Origin of the sequence: Rhodococcus xishaensis (assembly GCF_004011825.1) — a bacterium.
Lineage (GTDB): Bacteria > Actinomycetota > Actinomycetes > Mycobacteriales > Mycobacteriaceae > Prescottella > Prescottella xishaensis.
In genome coordinates this window covers 69,596-87,546 of the sequence record NZ_RKLO01000005.1, presented here as the reverse complement: position 1 = coordinate 87,546, position 17,951 = coordinate 69,596, and the positions used below count along the sequence as shown (strand labels likewise).

Annotated in this window: 11 protein-coding genes; 10 read left to right on the top strand and 1 reads right to left on the bottom strand. The window is 66.2% G+C overall.

Translation table 11 applies throughout. The features are described 5' to 3' along the window. Positions 1–293 precede the first annotated feature (293 nt). The 3 genes from rpoB to EGT50_RS12540 all read left to right on the top strand — a co-directional run bounded on the left by rpoB (position 294) and on the right by EGT50_RS12540 (position 8,270). Positions 294–3,800, top strand: a complete 3,507-nt coding sequence (rpoB, locus tag EGT50_RS12550) for a DNA-directed RNA polymerase subunit beta (RefSeq protein ID WP_127955006.1) — start codon at positions 294–296, stop codon at positions 3,798–3,800. Between the two features lie 132 nt (positions 3,801–3,932). After that, complete coding sequence (locus EGT50_RS12545) at positions 3,933–7,892, top strand: DNA-directed RNA polymerase subunit beta' (protein ID WP_127955005.1); 3,960 nt, start codon at positions 3,933–3,935, stop codon at positions 7,890–7,892. A gap of 177 nt (positions 7,893–8,069) precedes the next feature. Next, the gene (locus EGT50_RS12540; protein ID WP_127955004.1) at positions 8,070–8,270 is read left to right on the top strand and encodes a hypothetical protein; all 201 of its coding nucleotides are present in this window, start codon (positions 8,070–8,072) and stop codon (positions 8,268–8,270) included. Between the two features lie 59 nt (positions 8,271–8,329). Here EGT50_RS12540 and EGT50_RS12535 read toward each other — a convergent pair whose 3' ends face one another. After that, positions 8,330–9,139: an acyl-[acyl-carrier-protein] thioesterase gene (locus tag EGT50_RS12535; protein ID WP_127955003.1), complete on the bottom strand. Its 810-nt coding sequence runs from the start codon at positions 9,137–9,139 to the stop codon at positions 8,330–8,332. A gap of 141 nt (positions 9,140–9,280) precedes the next feature. On the opposite strand from EGT50_RS12535, the gene EGT50_RS12530 reads away from it, so the two are divergent. The 7 genes from EGT50_RS12530 to EGT50_RS12500 all read left to right on the top strand — a co-directional run bounded on the left by EGT50_RS12530 (position 9,281) and on the right by EGT50_RS12500 (position 17,941). Further along, a complete protein-coding gene (locus EGT50_RS12530; protein ID WP_127955002.1) occupies positions 9,281–10,246 on the top strand; it encodes an NADPH:quinone oxidoreductase family protein in 966 nt (321 codons plus the stop codon). A gap of 223 nt (positions 10,247–10,469) precedes the next feature. Continuing rightward, positions 10,470–12,008 carry a DHA2 family efflux MFS transporter permease subunit gene (locus tag EGT50_RS12525; RefSeq protein WP_127955001.1) on the top strand — a complete coding sequence of 513 codons (1,539 nt, stop codon included), beginning with the start codon at positions 10,470–10,472 and terminating at the stop codon, positions 12,006–12,008. 157 nt (positions 12,009–12,165) lie between these two features. Next, on the top strand, positions 12,166–12,519 hold the full coding sequence (locus tag EGT50_RS12520; RefSeq protein WP_127955000.1) for a hypothetical protein: 354 nt from the start codon (positions 12,166–12,168) through the stop codon (positions 12,517–12,519). Positions 12,520–12,628: 109 nt separating this feature from the next. Then, a complete protein-coding gene (locus EGT50_RS12515) occupies positions 12,629–13,459 on the top strand; it encodes a TIGR03084 family metal-binding protein (RefSeq protein WP_127954999.1) in 831 nt (276 codons plus the stop codon). Continuing rightward, on the top strand, positions 13,456–15,201 hold the full coding sequence (locus EGT50_RS12510) for an acyclic terpene utilization AtuA family protein (RefSeq protein WP_127954998.1): 1,746 nt from the start codon (positions 13,456–13,458) through the stop codon (positions 15,199–15,201). The genes EGT50_RS12515 and EGT50_RS12510 overlap by 4 nt, the downstream gene beginning before the upstream one ends. Continuing rightward, positions 15,198–16,346 carry an acyl-CoA dehydrogenase family protein gene (locus EGT50_RS12505; RefSeq protein WP_127954997.1) on the top strand — a complete coding sequence of 383 codons (1,149 nt, stop codon included), beginning with the start codon at positions 15,198–15,200 and terminating at the stop codon, positions 16,344–16,346. The genes EGT50_RS12510 and EGT50_RS12505 overlap by 4 nt, the downstream gene beginning before the upstream one ends. Further along, positions 16,343–17,941: an acyl-CoA carboxylase subunit beta gene (locus EGT50_RS12500; RefSeq protein WP_127954996.1), complete on the top strand. Its 1,599-nt coding sequence runs from the start codon at positions 16,343–16,345 to the stop codon at positions 17,939–17,941. Before EGT50_RS12505 ends, EGT50_RS12500 begins: the two co-directional genes overlap by 4 nt. Positions 17,942–17,951 lie beyond the last annotated feature (10 nt).

Here is a 17,951-nt window from a genome sequence, read left to right as displayed (position 1 = left end):
CTTGACGCGGCGATCATCACGCGTCACTCTATGCGTGAACATTAACGCGGCAGCCTCCGCGCGGCACCCACGCGAAGTGTCTTTTCTGTGCCCTACTCGACATCGACTGAGTCTGGGTGTATGTTTGGACGTTGCGCTGGCTGCCTCCTGTCCACCTCTTGACCTCACTGCGGCGAAGTGATCCGCTTCCTGCTTCTGTGGCGAGGTTTCGTTCGGGTTGTGACCAGCGAATTCGCCCCACATGAAGAAGCAGATACAGCGGCGGTCGCACCAGCAGTAGCGACCCGCGTGAGGTGCTGGAAGGACGCATCTTGGCAGTCTCTAGCCAGACCAAGGCAGTTGCCGGAATCCCCGGAGCCCCCAAGAGGATCTCGTTCGCGAAGATTCGTGAGCCCCTCGAGGTGCCAGGGCTCCTCGACCTACAGACTGATTCATTCGAATGGTTGATCGGCGCGCAGGCTTGGCGTGAGCGTGCGGCCGCGCGTGGCGACGGAGCGATCATGGGGGGTCTCGAAGAGATCCTGGCTGAGCTCTCGCCCATCGAGGACTTCTCGGGGTCTATGTCCCTGTCCTTCTCGGACCCGCGCTTCGACGAGGTCAAGGCCCCGGTCGACGAGTGCAAAGAAAAGGACATGACCTACGCGGCGCCGTTGTTCGTCACCGCTGAGTTCATCAACAACAACACCGGTGAGATCAAGAGCCAGACGGTGTTCATGGGCGACTTCCCGATGATGACCGACAAGGGCACGTTCATCATCAACGGCACCGAGCGCGTCGTGGTATCGCAGCTGGTCCGTTCGCCGGGCGTCTACTTCGACGAGACCATCGACAAGAGCACCGAGAAGACCCTGCACAGTGTCAAGGTCATCCCGGGTCGTGGCGCGTGGCTCGAGTTCGACGTCGACAAGCGCGACACCGTCGGCGTGCGCATCGACCGCAAGCGTCGTCAGCCGGTGACCGTGCTACTCAAGGCCCTGGGGTGGACCACCGAGCAGATCACCAAGCGCTTCGGCTTCTCCGAGATCATGATGTCGACCCTCGAGAAGGACAACACTGCGGGCACCGACGAGGCGCTGCTCGACATCTACCGCAAGCTGCGTCCGGGCGAGCCGCCGACGAAGGAGAGCGCGCAGACGCTGTTGGAGAACCTGTTCTTCAAGGACAAGCGCTACGACCTCGCGCGCGTGGGCCGCTACAAGCTCAACAAGAAGCTGGGTCTGAACGCCGGTGCGCCCGTCGAGGCGTCGGTGCTCACCGAGGAAGACATCGTGGCGACGATCGAGTACCTCGTGCATCTGCACGCTGGTGACCCGGTGATGACCGCGCCGGGCGGCACCGAGGTTCTGGTCGAGGTCGACGACATCGACCACTTCGGCAACCGTCGGCTGCGCACCGTGGGCGAGCTCATTCAGAACCAGATCCGCGTGGGCCTGTCCCGCATGGAGCGCGTCGTCCGCGAGCGTATGACCACGCAGGACGTCGAGGCGATCACGCCGCAGACCCTGATCAACATTCGGCCCGTCGTCGCCGCGATCAAGGAGTTCTTCGGAACCTCCCAGCTGTCGCAGTTCATGGACCAGAACAACCCGCTGTCGGGTCTGACCCACAAGCGCCGCCTGTCGGCGCTGGGCCCGGGTGGTCTGTCACGTGAGCGTGCCGGCCTCGAGGTCCGAGACGTCCACCCGTCGCACTACGGGCGCATGTGCCCGATCGAGACCCCGGAAGGCCCGAACATCGGCCTGATCGGGTCGCTGTCGGTGTATGCGCGGGTCAACCCCTTCGGCTTCATCGAGACGCCGTACCGCAAGGTCGAGGCAGGCCGAGTCACCGACCAGGTCGACTACCTGACCGCGGACGAGGAGGACCGCCACGTCGTGGCACAGGCCAACTCGCCGGTCGACTCCAATGGTCAGTTCGTCGAGGCCCGCGTCCTGGTCCGCCGTAAGGGCGGCGAGGTCGAGTTCGTCTCGTCCTCCGACGTCGACTACATGGACGTCTCGCCGCGTCAGATGGTCTCGGTCGCGACCGCGATGATCCCGTTCCTCGAGCACGACGACGCCAACCGTGCCCTGATGGGTGCGAACATGCAGCGTCAGGCGGTGCCGCTGGTGCGCAGCGAGGCCCCGCTTGTCGGTACCGGCATGGAGCTGCGGGCCGCGGTAGACGCCGGCGACGTCATCGTCAGCGAGAAGGGCGGCGTGGTCGAGGAGGTCTCCTCGGACTACGTCACCGTGATGGCCGATGACGGCACCCGCAAGACGTATCGCCTGCGCAAGTTCGCCCGCTCCAACCAGGGCACGTGCGCGAACCAGCGTCCGATCGTGGACGAGGGGGACCGTGTCGAATTCGGTCAGGTGCTGGCCGACGGCCCCTGCACCGCCAACGGCGAGATGGCGCTGGGTAAGAACCTGCTCGTGGCGATCATGCCGTGGGAGGGCCACAACTACGAGGACGCGATCATCCTGTCGCAGCGCCTCGTGGAGGAGGACGTCCTCACCTCGATCCACATCGAAGAGCACGAGATCGACGCCCGCGACACCAAGCTCGGTGCCGAGGAGATCACCCGGGACATCCCGAACGTCTCCGACGAGGTCCTCGCCGACCTCGACGAGCGTGGCATCGTCCGCATCGGTGCCGAGGTTCGCGACGGCGACATCCTGGTCGGCAAGGTCACGCCGAAGGGCGAGACCGAGCTGACCCCGGAGGAGCGCCTGCTGCGTGCGATCTTCGGTGAGAAGGCCCGCGAGGTTCGCGACACCTCCCTGAAGGTGCCCCACGGTGAGTCCGGCAAGGTCATCGGCATCCGCGTGTTCTCGCGCGAGGACGACGACGATCTGCCTCCCGGCGTCAACGAGCTGGTCCGCGTCTACGTTGCCCAGAAGCGCAAGATCCAGGACGGCGACAAGCTCGCCGGCCGCCACGGCAACAAGGGCGTCATCGGCAAGATCCTCCCGCAGGAGGACATGCCGTTCCTGCCCGACGGCACCCCGATCGACATCATCCTGAACACCCACGGTGTCCCGCGTCGTATGAACATCGGCCAGGTGCTCGAGACACACCTCGGCTGGATCGGCAAGTCCGGCTGGAATGTGCAGATCGCAGGTGACGGTTCGCGTCCGGACTGGGCGCAGAGCCTGCCCGAGGAGATGCTGTCCGCGCCGGCCGAGTCGAACATCGCGACCCCGGTGTTCGACGGAGCGAAGGAGGACGAGCTCAACGGCCTTCTCAGCTCGACGCTGCCGAACCGCGACGGCGAGCGGATGGTGGGTACGGACGGGAAGGCGACACTGTTCGACGGTCGCTCCGGCGAGCCGTTCCCGTACCCGGTGTCGGTCGGCTACATGTACATCATCAAGCTGCATCACCTGGTCGACGACAAGATCCACGCGCGTTCGACCGGCCCGTACTCGATGATCACCCAGCAGCCGCTCGGCGGTAAGGCCCAGTTCGGTGGCCAGCGCTTCGGTGAGATGGAGTGCTGGGCGATGCAGGCGTACGGCGCCGCCTACACCCTGCAGGAACTGCTCACCATCAAGTCCGACGACGTCGTCGGCCGCGTGAAGGTGTACGAGGCCATCGTCAAGGGCGAGAACATCCCCGAGCCGGGCATCCCCGAGTCCTTCAAGGTGCTCCTCAAAGAGCTCCAGTCGTTGTGCCTCAACGTGGAGGTGTTGTCCTCGGACGGCGCCGCCATCGCGATGGCCGACGGCGATGACGAGGACCTCGAGCGTGCCGCCGCGAACCTGGGCATCAATTTGTCCCGGAACGAGGCCGCGACCGTGGACGACCTCGCCAACTAGGTTTCCGGTCCTCGGGTCGTGTGGAAAGCACGGCGCACACGGCCCGGGGGCGCTAGAGCACATTTGAATTGGCAGTCAGGAAAAGCGGACCTCCACCGCTGATCCGCAATCCCTCTGGGGAAAGGAAGTTACGTGCTCGACGTCAACTTCTTCGATGAACTCCGCATCGGTCTCGCGACCGCCGAGGACATCCGCAACTGGTCCTACGGCGAGGTCAAGAAGCCGGAGACCATCAACTACCGCACCCTCAAGCCCGAGAAGGACGGCCTCTTCTGCGAGAAGATCTTCGGCCCCACCCGGGACTGGGAGTGCTACTGCGGCAAGTACAAGCGTGTCCGGTTCAAGGGCATCATCTGCGAACGCTGCGGCGTCGAGGTGACGCGCGCGAAGGTTCGTCGTGAGCGCATGGGTCACATCGAGCTCGCGGCCCCGGTCACCCACATCTGGTACTTCAAGGGCGTACCGAGCCGGCTCGGCTACCTGCTGGACCTGGCTCCCAAGGACCTCGAGAAGATCATCTATTTCGCGGCCTACGTGATCGTCGGTGTCGACGATGAACTGCGCCACAACGAGCTCACGACGCTCGAGGCGGAGATGGAGGTCGAGAAGAAGACCGTCGCCGACCAGCGTGACGCGGACCTCGAGGCCCGCGCCCAGAAGCTGGAAGCCGACATTGCCGAGCTCGAGGCCGAGGGCGCGAAGTCCGACGTCCGCCGGAAGGTCAAGGACGGCGGCGAGCGCGAGATGCGTCAGATCCGCGACCGGGCTCAGCGAGAGCTGGACCGACTTGAGGAGATCTGGAACACGTTCACCAAGCTGAGCATCAAGCAGCTCATCGTCGATGAGTCGCTGTACCGCGAACTGGTCGACCGCTACGGCGAGTACTTCACCGGGGCGATGGGCGCCGAGTCGATCCAGAAGCTCATCGAGAACTTCGACATCGACGCCGAGGCCGATGCGCTGCGCGAGGCCATCCGCAGCGGCAAGGGGCAGAAGAAGCTGCGCGCCCTCAAGCGCCTGAAGGTGATCGCTGCTTTCCAGCAGTCGGGCAACTCGCCGATGGGCATGGTGCTCGACGCCGTCCCGGTGATCCCGCCGGAGTTGCGGCCGATGGTTCAGCTCGACGGCGGCAGGTTCGCCACGTCCGACCTGAACGACCTGTACCGCCGCGTCATCAACCGCAACAATCGCCTCAAGCGACTGATCGACCTCGGCGCTCCCGAGATCATCGTCAACAACGAGAAGCGGATGCTGCAGGAGTCCGTGGACGCGCTGTTCGACAACGGTCGTCGCGGCCGGCCGGTGACCGGTCCCGGCAACCGCCCGCTGAAGTCGCTGTCCGACCTGCTCAAGGGCAAGCAGGGCCGGTTCCGGCAGAACCTGCTCGGTAAGCGCGTCGACTACTCCGGCCGCTCCGTCATCGTCGTCGGCCCGCAGCTGAAGCTCCACCAGTGCGGCCTGCCGAAGCTGATGGCGCTCGAGCTGTTCAAGCCGTTCGTCATGAAGCGCCTGGTCGACCTGAACCACGCGCAGAACATCAAGTCCGCCAAGCGGATGGTCGAGCGTCAGCGCCCGCAGGTGTGGGACGTCCTCGAAGAGGTCATCAACGAGCACCCCGTGCTGCTCAACCGCGCTCCCACGCTGCACCGCCTCGGCATCCAGGCGTTCGAGCCGCAACTCGTCGAGGGCAAGGCCATCCAGCTGCACCCGCTCGTGTGTGAGGCCTTCAACGCCGACTTCGACGGTGACCAGATGGCCGTGCACCTGCCGCTGTCGGCGGAGGCGCAGGCCGAGGCGCGCATCCTGATGCTGTCGTCGAACAACATCTTGTCGCCGGCGTCGGGCCGGCCGCTCGCCATGCCGCGTCTGGACATGGTGACGGGTCTGTTCCACCTGACCCGCCAGGTCGACGGCGCGCTGGGCGAGTACCAGCCGGGCACGGCCGATCAGGCGGAGCAGGGTGTGTACTCGTCGCCGGCGGAGGCCCAGATGGCCGTCGACCTCGGCGTGCTGTCGGTACAGGCGAAGATCAAGGTCCGTCTGACCCGTCAGCGCCCGCCGCGCGATGTCGAGTCCGAACTGTTCCCCGAGGGCTGGAACTACGGCGAAGGCTGGACCAGCAAGACCACGCTCGGTCGCGTGATGTTCAACGATCTGCTCCCGGCGGACTACCCGTTCGTCAACGAGCTGATGCCGAAGAAGCGTCAGGCGGCGATCATCAACGACCTCGCCGAGCGCTACCCGATGATCGTGGTCGCGCAGACCGTCGACAAGCTGAAGGATGCCGGCTTCTACTGGGCCACTCGATCCGGCGTGACGGTTTCGGTCTCCGACGTCCTGGTGCCGCCGGAGAAGTCGCAGATCATGGAGAAGTACGAGGCGGACGCCGACCAGATCGAGAAGAAGTACCAGCGCGGTGCCCTCAACCACGACGAGCGCAACGCCGCTCTGGTCAAGATTTGGTCGGAGGCCACCGACGAGGTCGGCAAGGTCATGGAGGCCCACTTCCCCGACGACAACCCGATCCCGATGATCGTGAAGTCGGGCGCGGCGGGCAACATGACGCAGGTTCGCTCGCTCGCCGGCATGAAGGGCTTGGTGACGAACCCGAAGGGTGAGTTCATCCCGCGTCCGATCAAGTCCTCCTTCAAGGAGGGCCTGACCGTTCTCGAGTACTTCATCAACACCCACGGCGCTCGCAAGGGCCTGGCCGATACCGCGCTGCGCACCGCCGACTCGGGTTACCTGACCCGTCGTCTGGTGGACGTCTCACAGGACGTCATCGTCCGCGAGGTCGACTGTGGCACCGAGCGCGGCATCGTCACGCACATCGCGGAGAAGCAGGCCGACGGCACGATCATCCGTGACGCGCATGTCGAGACCTCGACGTACGCTCGCACTCTCGCCGCGGACGCGGTCGACGAGAAGGGCAACGTCATCGTCGAGCGTGGTCACGACCTGGGCGATCCGGCCATCGACGCGCTTCTCGAGGCGGGGGTCACGGAGGTCAAGGTCCGCTCGGTCCTCACCTGCACCACCGCGACCGGTGTGTGTGCCACCTGCTACGGCCGCTCGATGGCGACCGGCAAGCTCGTCGACATCGGTGAGGCGGTCGGTATCGTCGCCGCGCAGTCGATCGGCGAGCCCGGCACCCAGTTGACCATGCGCACGTTCCACCAGGGCGGTGCGGCCGGTGCGGCCGACATCACCGGCGGTCTGCCGCGTGTCCAGGAGCTGTTCGAGGCTCGCGTCCCGAAGGGCAAGGCGCCCATCGCGGATGTGTCCGGCCGGGTGCAGCTCGAGGATGGCGAACGCTTCTACAAGATCACCATCATCCCGGATGACGGTGGCGAAGAGATTGTCTACGACAAGCTCTCGAAGCGTCAGCGTCTGCGCGTGTTCCAGCACGAGGACGGCACCGAGCGTCTGCTGGCGGATGGCGACCACGTCGAGGTTGGTCAGCAGCTCATGGAAGGCGCTGCAGACCCACACGAGGTGCTGCGTGTGATGGGCTCGCGTCAGGTGCAGATCCACCTCGTCAACGAGGTCCAGGAGGTGTACCGGAGCCAGGGTGTGTCGATCCACGACAAGCACATCGAGGTCATCGTGCGCCAAATGCTGCGCCGCGTGACGATCATCGATTCGGGCTCGACGGAGTTCCTGCCCGGTTCGCTGGTCGAACGCAGCGAGTTCGAGGCCGCGAACCGGCGCGTCGTATCCGAGGGCGGTGAGCCTGCGGCCGGCCGTCCTGTGCTGATGGGCATCACGAAGGCGTCGCTCGCGACGGACTCGTGGCTGTCGGCCGCGTCGTTCCAGGAGACCACCCGCGTGCTGACCGATGCGGCGATCAACTGCCGCTCGGACAAGCTGGTCGGTCTCAAGGAGAACGTGATCATCGGAAAGCTGATCCCGGCGGGTACCGGCATCAACCGGTACCGCAACATCCAGGTTCAGCCCACCGAGGAAGCGCGGGCTGCCGCGTACGCGGTGCCGTCCTACGAGGACCAGTACTACACGCCGGACGGCTTCGGCCAGGGCACCGGTGCTGCGGTTCCGCTCGACGACTACGGGTTCAGCAACGACTACCGGTAGTCGTTCGGCTCGCGTGGGTCGTTGACGAGTCCCGGGACTCGTCGACTTCACGCCGCAGGCAAAGGCCCCACCCCTTTCTCTTCGGGGGTGGGGCCTTCTCCTGTTTCCGTGGCTTGGCGCCGCGACTACCCTCGACGACACCCGCCCGATTTGGGTGGTACGACGAATGGAGACGAGATGGCCGGTAAGAAGATCGATCGAACCAAGGCCGAGTCGGCACTCGAAGTTGTGCGGGAGAGCCCAACGATCGCGCTGATCACCGCGGCACCCGCCCTGGTCGTGTTCGGCGTGCTGTGGTGGCTGCTCGGCTTCGGGACCGCGCTAGTGTTCGCGGTGGTGGTCGCGCTGATCGCCTTTGTCGCCAAGAAGGTGATCTGAGGCCTCGGCGCGGTACGTCGAGTGCCGGTGGGGTCGCCGTGAGCCGAGGGCGGGTGAAGTCACTCGGAGCGCGCCTCCAAACGCTCGACCCGAGCCGTCGCCCGCACCTCGCCGTCGACGAGGAACCACAGTGCTAGCGACGAGTCGTCAGTTCTCGAGTGGAGCATGACCTGATCACGCGCGAAGATGGGGCTCAGGTGCTCGACGACCGCCCGGTACGGCGCCTCGAGCAGATCCGGTCGCTCAGCCAGGCATTCCTCCACCGCGTGCCAGTAGGCAGCGTTGTTGACGTGATTGAACGGGTCGATGTCGGTGACCCGGAGGTGGAAGATCTGGTCACGATCTTCCCGCTCGTCCGTTTCGGGGGGCATCGAGGGTAGCCACGGCTTCCATCGGAGTCGGTGTTCGTTGGAAGTGAGTGCCAGGCGCTCGAGTAGGCCGTCACTGATCCGCGCTGGCATCCCGGTCTCGGTCCCGATGTTGATCCAGAAGGCCTCGGTCTCGATCAGGGCGTTTTCGTCGTTGTTCAGCTGGACCCGCATCGACGACCATCGGGTGGAGTGGGCGGCACACCAGCGGCGCAGGCGGACCCGATCGGGCCACACCGCGGGGCGGTGCACGTCGATCACGGTGCGTCGGACCACCCACAAGGGGTCGGTCTCCTCGAATCCGAAGGCAGCCAGGTTGTCCGTGCCCATGTCCTGCAAGTAGCGGGCGATGCCATCCAGTCGCAGGCGGTACTCGGTGTCGACGTCTCCGGTGCGGATGGGGCGGGACGTCTCGAAACAGAGCTCAGGTGGTGGCGAAGGCGCGAGAACCTGCGCTGCGGTGACGGTCTGCGTTACGGGGGCGATCTGCTCGGAAGCCACGGTTTTCCCATCAGTCTCTGTGGTTGTCGCCAGCGATTGTGGCAGCTGATCGGCCGGCCGTCACCCCGTTCGGTCGCGGGCTGCCCGGCTAGGTAGCGTCGTCGGGAGGGCATCCGGGCCCTACAGATTCGGAGGTGGAAAGTGCGCGCAGTGGTGGTGACGGAGCTGAAGGGGCCGTCGGCGATGGAGGTGCAGGATCTGCCCGAACCGGATTCGGACGGGCTGGTCCTGATCGATGTAAAGGCCAGTGGCGTGTGCTTCCCGGACCTGCTCATCAGCTATGGCAAGTACCAGCATGCCCCGCAGCCGCCGTTCGTGCCCGGTACTGAGGTGGCCGGCGTCGTCATGAGCGCACCGGAGGGCAGCGGGTTCGAACAAGGTCAGCGGGTGCTGGCGGTGTCCAGTCTCGGCGGATACGCCGAGCGCGTTGCGGTCCATCCCGCGGTGGTGCTGCCGATCCCCGACGACCTGAGCTTCGAGGAAGCGGCTTCGCTGATCATCAACTATCAGACGATGGAGTTCGCGCTCGGACGCCGCGCCAACCTGCGGCGGGGGGAGACCGTTGTGGTCCTCGGCGCGGCGGGAGGCGTCGGGACGTCGACGATCCAGCTGGCGAAGGCGCACGGCGCCCGGGTGATCGCGGTGGTGCGCCGTGATGGTGCCGACGACTTCCTGCGTGAGATCGGCGCCGACGACGTCGTCCGGCTGACCGAAGGATGGGCCGGTCGGGTCCGGGAACTCACCGGGGGTCGCGGCGCCGACGTCGTCGTCGACCCCGTTGGCGGGGACGCCTTCGACGACGCCGTCCGGACCCTCGCGGCCGAGGGGCGACTGGTCGTGATCGGTTTCGCGGGCGGGGACATCCCGTCGGTCAAGCTGAATCGGGTCCTGTTCCGGAACATCAGCATCGTCGGCGCCGCGTGGGGTGAATTCCTGCCGCACGATCCGTCCGCACTCGCCAAGACGCATGCTGCACTGCTCGAGCACGTCAGCGCGGGGCTGCGCCCGGTCGTGAAAGCTCGGTATCCGCTGGCGTCGGCCGCGCAGGCTCTCGCGGATCTCGAGGCCGGTCGTGTGCTCGGAAAGGCCGTCCTCGTCCAGGAGTGAGTGTGCTCCTGCTCACGTAGGGATTCGGATCCCGCGAAAATCCGTTGCTGCTTGTCACAGTGGCATGGTGTCGTGAACGGGCCACGGCGGGGTCGCCGAGGGCAAACATGACGATTTCCGAGTGTTCGGTGGGCTGAGCGAGCCGAACCGAAGGCGGTTGCTCGGGATCATTCAACCCTCTCGCGGGCGACGCCTCGCGGGCCCGAAGTCAGGAACTCTGCACATGACGACGCCCAACTCGACGTCCGAGCCCCGATCGGGGGCACGGGAGTCGGACAAGATCGACGGCGCGGTCTTGAAGATCTCATCCGTGGTGGTGCTCGGAGCCATCATGTCCATCCTCGACGTGACCGTCGTCAGCGTCGCATTGACGACGTTCTCGCAAGAGTTCGACGCGACCATGGCTGCCGTCGCTTGGACCATGACCGCCTACACGCTCGCACTGGCCACGGTCATCCCGGCCACGGGCTGGGCGGCCGACCGCTTCGGCACCAAGCGGCTGTACATCACCGCGCTGATCTTGTTCGTGATCGGCTCGGTGGCCTGCGCGTTCGCATGGGACATCACGTCGCTCATCGCCTTCCGGGTGATCCAGGGCCTCGGCGGAGGCATGCTGATGCCGCTCGGTATGACGATCATGACCCGCGCGGCCGGCCCGGATCGGGTCGGTCGGGTCATGGCGGTGCTGGGGATTCCGATGCTCCTCGGCCCGATCGGCGGCCCCATCCTGGGCGGCTGGTTGATCGACGTCGCCAGCTGGCACTGGATCTTCCTCATCAACCTGCCCGTCGGTCTAGTTGCTCTGGCTGCTGCGGTGAGGCTGCTGCCCAAGGACGAGCCGAGCCCGTCCCAGACCTTCGACGTCGTCGGCATGCTGCTGCTCTCGCCGGGTCTGGCGCTCTTCCTCTTCGGAGTCTCGTCGATCCCGGAGGTGGGCACGATCGCCTCGGCTCGGGTGCTGGTCTCGGCGGGTCTCGGACTCGCGCTGATCCTGGGTTTCGTCTTCCACTCACTCAGCAAGGACCACCCGCTGATCGATCTGCACCTGTTCGAGAACCGGCAGCTGACGATTGCGGTCACGACCACGACGATGTTCATCATCGCGTTCATGGGTGCGGGCCTGTTGTTCCCGAGCTACTTCATCCAGGTGCGCGGTGAGTCCGCATTGGCCGCGGGTCTGTTGTTGGCCCCGCAGGGCATCGGTGCGATGGTGACGATGCCGATCGCCGGGCGGCTGGTCGACAAGATCGGCTCGGGCAAGATCGTCCTGACGGGTTTGCCGCTGATCGCGCTCGGCCTGTCGACGTTCACCCAGCTGACTGCGGATTCGTCGTACCTGCTGTTGACCGGGTCGCTGTTCGTGATGGGTCTCGGCATGGGCTGCACCATGATGCCGCTGATGACGGCTGCGCTGGTCACCCTCGAGAACGAGATGATCGCCCGTGGTTCGACCCTGATGAATATCGTCCAGCAGACTGCCGGCTCGATCGGTACCGCGACGATGTCCATGGTGCTGACGAACCAGCTGCTGGACCGGCCCGATGCCGGCACGGCGATCGCCTCCCGCGAGGAGCCGGCGATTGCGGAGCAGGTTCCACAGCCGATGCTCGAACAGGGATTCGGCGCTGCGGCGGATGCGTTCGCAGGCACCTTCACGGTGGCATTCTTAATCGCCGCGGTGACGTTGGTTCCGGCGTTCTTCCTCCCCCGCCGGCGCTCCACGCCGACGACCGAGGACGTTCAGCCAGCGATGATGCATTGACACTGCGGACTCTCACGCGGACTCCCTAGGGCCCCCGAGCGATTCCTCGCCCGGGGGCCCTAGGGGTGTTCGAGCCAGCCTCGGCGTGCCACGTCGATCCTGTCGGCGGCCGGTCCTATCCTGGCCACAGGAGCCTCGAACAGGGAAGGGGCGCATCATGGCTGCAGAGCCTGGCGTCACACACAACCCGGACAATGCTTCGCACTGGCACTACTACGCGGTGGTGGGCACCACCATCGGCGGCGGTCACACGCTCGCCGAGTTCGGCCCGCACGACACCGCACTCTCTGCGCTGCAGGTCGCTGTCAATTCGGTCAACCACACAGCGTTCTCGGTCTTCGAACAGGGCGTCGCGGGGAACATGCTCGCCGAATCGACCACAGTGGAGCGTCTGCCGATCACAAACTTCACCGTCGAGCGGCACGATCGGGTCACCCATGTGCCGGATCTGCAGTGGTCGCTTTCCGGCGGCCGCCGCACCTGGCCCACCACTGCCAACATGACGGCGTGACCCGCACCGTTCGCGAGGAGAGGGTGCGGGCAACAGGATAAACAATCAGCACTGCTTGATTTTTGATCACCCCGGTGTGATGCTGGTCAAGGCATTCGAGGAGGGGTGTGTGGCTGACCTGAACAAGATCGTCGATGACCTGAGCGCAGAAGGCGCAGCGCTCGATGCGCTGGTCGCGGACCTGCCCGACGAGCAGTGGACCCTGACGACACCAGCGGAAGGCTGGACCGTCGCGCATCAGATCGGACATCTCGCGTGGACCGACCGAGCTGCACTGATCGCGGCTACCGATGAGGACGCCTTCGCGGCACAACTCGCCGAGGCATGGAAGAACCCGCTCGGCTTTGTCGACGAGGGCGCCGAAGTAGAGGCGCGGAGGCCTCCGAACGAGCTCCTGGCCGACTGGCGAACCACCCGCGAGAAGCTCGCCGAGGTGCTGCTGAGCGTCCCGGCCGGAACCAAGCTGCCCTGGTTCGGGCCGCCGATGAGTGTGGCATCCATGGCGACCGCTCGGTTGATGGAGACATGGGCTCACGGGCGCGACGTGGCGGACACTCTCGGGTTGACGGTCGAGCCGACCGGCCGGCTCAAGCACATTGCGCGCCTGGGTGTCCGGACCCGCAACTTCGCGTACACCGTCCACGAGCTCACCCCGCCCGCCGACGAGTTCCGGGTGGAGTTGAACGCACCGGACGGAACCATCTGGGCGTGGGGCGAGGAGGAGGCGCCGCAGCGGGTGACCGGTCCGGCAGAGGACTTCTGTCTGCTCGTGACGCAGCGCGTCCACCGCGTCGACACCGCCTTGCAGGCGGTGGGCGCCGATGCAGACCGATGGCTCGACATCGCGCAGGCTTTCGCTGGTCCGCCCGGCTCGGGCCGCAGTGAACACGCTGCGCAGACCGGCGGGTTCGAGGCAGCAGGGGCAGAGGCCGCGCAGTGAGTGTGCGCATCGGCAACTGCTCGGGGTTCTACGGCGATCGGTACTCCGCGATGCGCGAGATGCTCGAGGGTGGCGACCTCGACTACCTGACTGGCGATTACCTCGCCGAACTCACCATGCTGATCCTGGGTCGCGACCGGATGAAGGACCCGTCGCGCGGTTACGCGAAGACGTTCCTGCGCCAGGCCGAGGACTGCCTCGGGCTCGCCCTGGACCGTGGGGTGAAGATCGTGACCAACGCCGGTGGAGTGAACCCGGTCGGGCTCGCCGACGCCCTACGGGAGGTCGCGGACCGGCTCGGGCTCAGCGCACGAATCGCCCACGTCGAGGGCGACGACCTGATCGCGCGGGCTGCGGAACTCGGACTCGACCGCCAGGGCGACCCGGCGACGCCGCCGCTGACCGCCAATGCCTACCTCGGAGCGTGGGGCATCGTGGAGTGCCTGAACGCCGGCGCAGACGTCGTCGTCACCGGTCGGGTCACCGACGCGTCGGTGATCGTCGGACCCGCGGCGGCGCACTTCGGCTGGGCGCGAGACGAATTCGACAAGTTGGCGGGGGCCGTGGTCGCCGGGCACGTGATCGAGTGTGGCACGCAGGCCACCGGCGGCAACTACTCGTGGTTCACCGAGATCCCCGACCTCACGCGCCCCGGCTTTCCGATCGCGGAGATCGACGCCGACGGCTCCTCGGTGATCACCAAGCACGCAGGGACCGGGGGAGCGGTGACCGTCGACACGGTCACCGCACAGTTGCTGTACGAGATCGCGTGTGGGCGCTACGCCGGACCCGACGTCACCGCGCGGATGGACTCGGTCCAGGTGTCCAACGACGGACCCGATCGGGTCCGGATCTCCGATGTCACCGGTGAAGCGCCACCGCCGCAGTACAAGGTGTCTCTCAATGCGCTCGCCGGCTTCCGGAACGAGGCCACGTTCGTACTCACTGGCCTGGACATCGAGGCCAAGGCCGAACTGGTTCGGCAGCAGATGGATTCGTGGCTTGGGCGCAAGCCCCAAGAACTCGAGTGGACGCTCGCGCGGACCGATCACCCGGACGCCGACACCGAGGAGGCCGCGAGCGCGCTGCTTCGCTGCACCGTCCGTGACACCGATCCCAACGTCGTCGGGCGCGCGTTCTCGTCGGCCGCGGTCGAACTCGCGCTCGCGAGCTACCCGGGATTCACGCTCACGGCGCCGCCGTCGAATGGTCAGCCGTATGCGGTGTTCACACCCGGCTACGTCGATGCGGACCAGGTGCCGCACGTGGCGGTCCTGCCCGACGGCACCCGCGTCGACATCGCCCCCAGCCCACAGACACGAGCCCTCGAGGAAGTGCCCGAGCCCGCGGTTCCCGAGGCGCCCACCTCGTCCGAGACCGTGACCGTCCCGCTCGGGACGATCGCGGCCGCCCGCAGCGGTGACAAGGGCGGCAACGCCAACGTCGGCGTGTGGGTCCGTACCGACGAACAGTGGCGCTGGTTGGTCGACGCCCTCACCGTCGACGAGGTGAAGCGGATGCTGCCGGAGGCGAAGGAACTCGACGTCGTTCGACACGTACTGCCGAATCTTCGGGCCGTCAACTTCGTGATCGAGGGCATCCTCGGCCGCGGTGTCGCGTCGCAGGCCCGGTTCGATCCGCAGGCCAAGGGCCTCGGCGAGTGGCTGCGCAGCCGGCACATCGAGATCCCCGCCGACCTGGTCCCCAGTGCCGCCGGAGCCCACCAGGAAGGACACGTATGAGTGTGTGGGAGACGCCCGAGCGTCGGCAGTTGCGCAAGACCGTCCGCGGTTTCGTCGAGCAGGAGATCCTCCCGCACCTCGACGACTGGGAGCGTGACGGCGAGATCCCACAGGAGTTGCATCGCAAGTCGGCCGGGTTGGGCCTGCTCGGCGCAGGCTTTCCCGAGGCCGTCGGAGGCGATGGTGGCGATTTTGTCGATGCCATGCTGATCTGTGAGGAGATGCACGAGGCCGGCGCTTCCGGCGGGTTGTTCGCGTCCTTGTTCACCTGCGGAATCGCCTTGCCGCATCTCATTGCGGCGGGTGACGAGCGCCAGATCGACCGATGGGTACGGCCCACCCTCGCGGGCGAGAAGATCGGTTCGCTGGCGATCACCGAACCGGGAGGCGGCTCGGACGTCGGGCACCTGCGGACGACGGCGGTGCGGGACGGCGACCACTACGTCGTCAACGGCGCCAAGACGTTCATCACCTCGGCCGTTCGCGCAGACTTCGTCGTCACCGCGGTCCGCACTGGCGGTGCGGGCGCCGCCGGGGTGTCGTTGCTGGTGATCGAGAAGGGCACACCGGGGTTCGAGGTGGCTCGCAAGCTGGACAAGATGGGCTGGCGGGCATCGGACACCGCGGAGCTGGCGTTCGTCGACGCCCGGGTTCCGGTACAGAATCTAGTGGGCGAGGAGAACACGGGGTTCGCGCAGATTGCGCAGGCGTTCCTCACCGAACGTATCGCTCTGGCCGTCCAGGCGTACGCGAGCGCGCAGCGGTGCTTGGACCTGACCCTGCAGTGGTGCCGCGACCGGGAGACGTTCGGGCGTCCGCTGATCTCTCGGCAGGGCGTGCAGACCACCCTCACCGAGATGACGCGGCGTGTGGACGTCGCCCGCGTCTACACCCGTACCCTCGTGGAACGTTCGCTCACATCGAACGAGGACTTGGTCGCGGAAGTGTGTTTTGCCAAGAACACCGCTGTCGAGGCGGGCGAGTGGGTGGCCAACCAGGCGGTGCAGTTGTTCGGCGGCATGGGCTACATGGCAGAGTGTGAAGTGGAGAGGCAGTACCGAGACATGCGAATTCTGGGTATCGGGGGCGGGACGACGGAGATCCTTACCTCGCTGGCGGCCAAGCGTCTGGGGTACCAGTCATGACGATTCTGAAGTCGGCGCTGGATACGAACTCGCCGGAGTACCAGTCGGCGGCGGAGTCGATGACGACCAAGCTCGTCGAACTCGAGGCCGAGCACGCGAAAGCCCTTGCCGGAGGCGGGGAGAAGTACATCGAGCGGCACCACGCCCGGGGCAAACTGCTCGCCCGGGAGCGAATCGAACTCCTGCTCGATCCGGACTCTCCCTTCCTGGAACTGTCTCCGCTCGCCGCGTGGGGCACCGAGTTCCCCGTGGGTGGGTCCACTGTCGTCGGCATCGGCGTCGTCAGCGGTGTCGAGTGCCTGATCGTCGCGAACGATCCCACGGTCCGCGGTGGTACGTCCAACCCCTGGACGCTCAAGAAGGGCTTCCGAGCTAACGACATCGCGCTCCAGAACCGGCTGCCGGTGATCTCGCTCGTCGAGTCCGGTGGTGCCGACCTGCCGACGCAGAAGGAAGTATTCATCCCGGGTGGACGGATGTTCCGTGACCTGACCCAGTTGTCGGCGGCCGGCATCCCGACCATTGCGCTCGTCTTCGGCAACTCCACCGCGGGTGGCGCCTACATCCCGGGCATGTCCGACCACGTCGTGATGATCAAGGAACGCTCCAAGGTCTTCCTGGCCGGGCCCCCGCTGGTGAAGATGGCGACCGGCGAGGAGTCCGACGACGAATCGCTCGGCGGTGCCGAGATGCACGCCCGGACCTCCGGTCTGGCCGACTACTTCGCGGTCGACGAGCAGGACGCGATCCGCATCGGCCGCAGCATCGTCCGGCGTCTCAACTGGAAGAAGCAGGGGCCGGCGCCGCGGGCCGAGGTGATCGAACCCTTGGAGGACCCCGAGGAGCTGCTCGGCATCGTCCCGCCGGACCTGAAGATTCCGTTCGATCCGCGCGAGGTGATCGCACGCATCGTCGACGGCTCCGACTTCGACGAGTTCAAGCCGCTCTACGGCTCGTCGCTCGTGACCGGGTGGGCCGAGTTGCACGGCTACCCCATCGGCATCCTCGCCAACGCGCGCGGCGTCCTGTTCAGCGAGGAGTCACAGAAGGCCACACAGTTCATCCAGCTGGCCAACCGATCGAACACGCCACTTCTGTTCCTGCACAACACCACCGGTTACATGGTGGGCAAGGAGTACGAGGAAAGGGGCATGGTCAAGCACGGCTCGATGATGATCAATGCGGTCGCCAACTCGACCGTCCCGCACATCTCGATCCTGCTCGGTGCGTCATACGGCGCCGGCCACTACGGCATGTGCGGGCGCGCATTCGATCCCCGCTTCCTGTTCGCATGGCCCAGTTCCAAGTCCGCAGTTATGGGCGGTGCGCAACTCGCGGGCGTGATCTCGATCGTCGGGCGCGCGTCGGCCGAGGCGCGCGGCCAGGTCTTCGACGAGGAGGCCGACGCGGGTATGCGAGCGATGATCGAGAACCAGATCGAGGCGGAGTCGTTGCCGACGTTCCTGTCCGGGCGCCTGTACGACGACGGCGTCATCGATCCCCGCGACACCCGCACGGTGGTGGGAATGTGCCTGTCGGCCATTGCCAACGCCCCGATCGAGGGCACCGAGAACTTCGGTGTCTTCCGGATGTGAGTAGGACCAG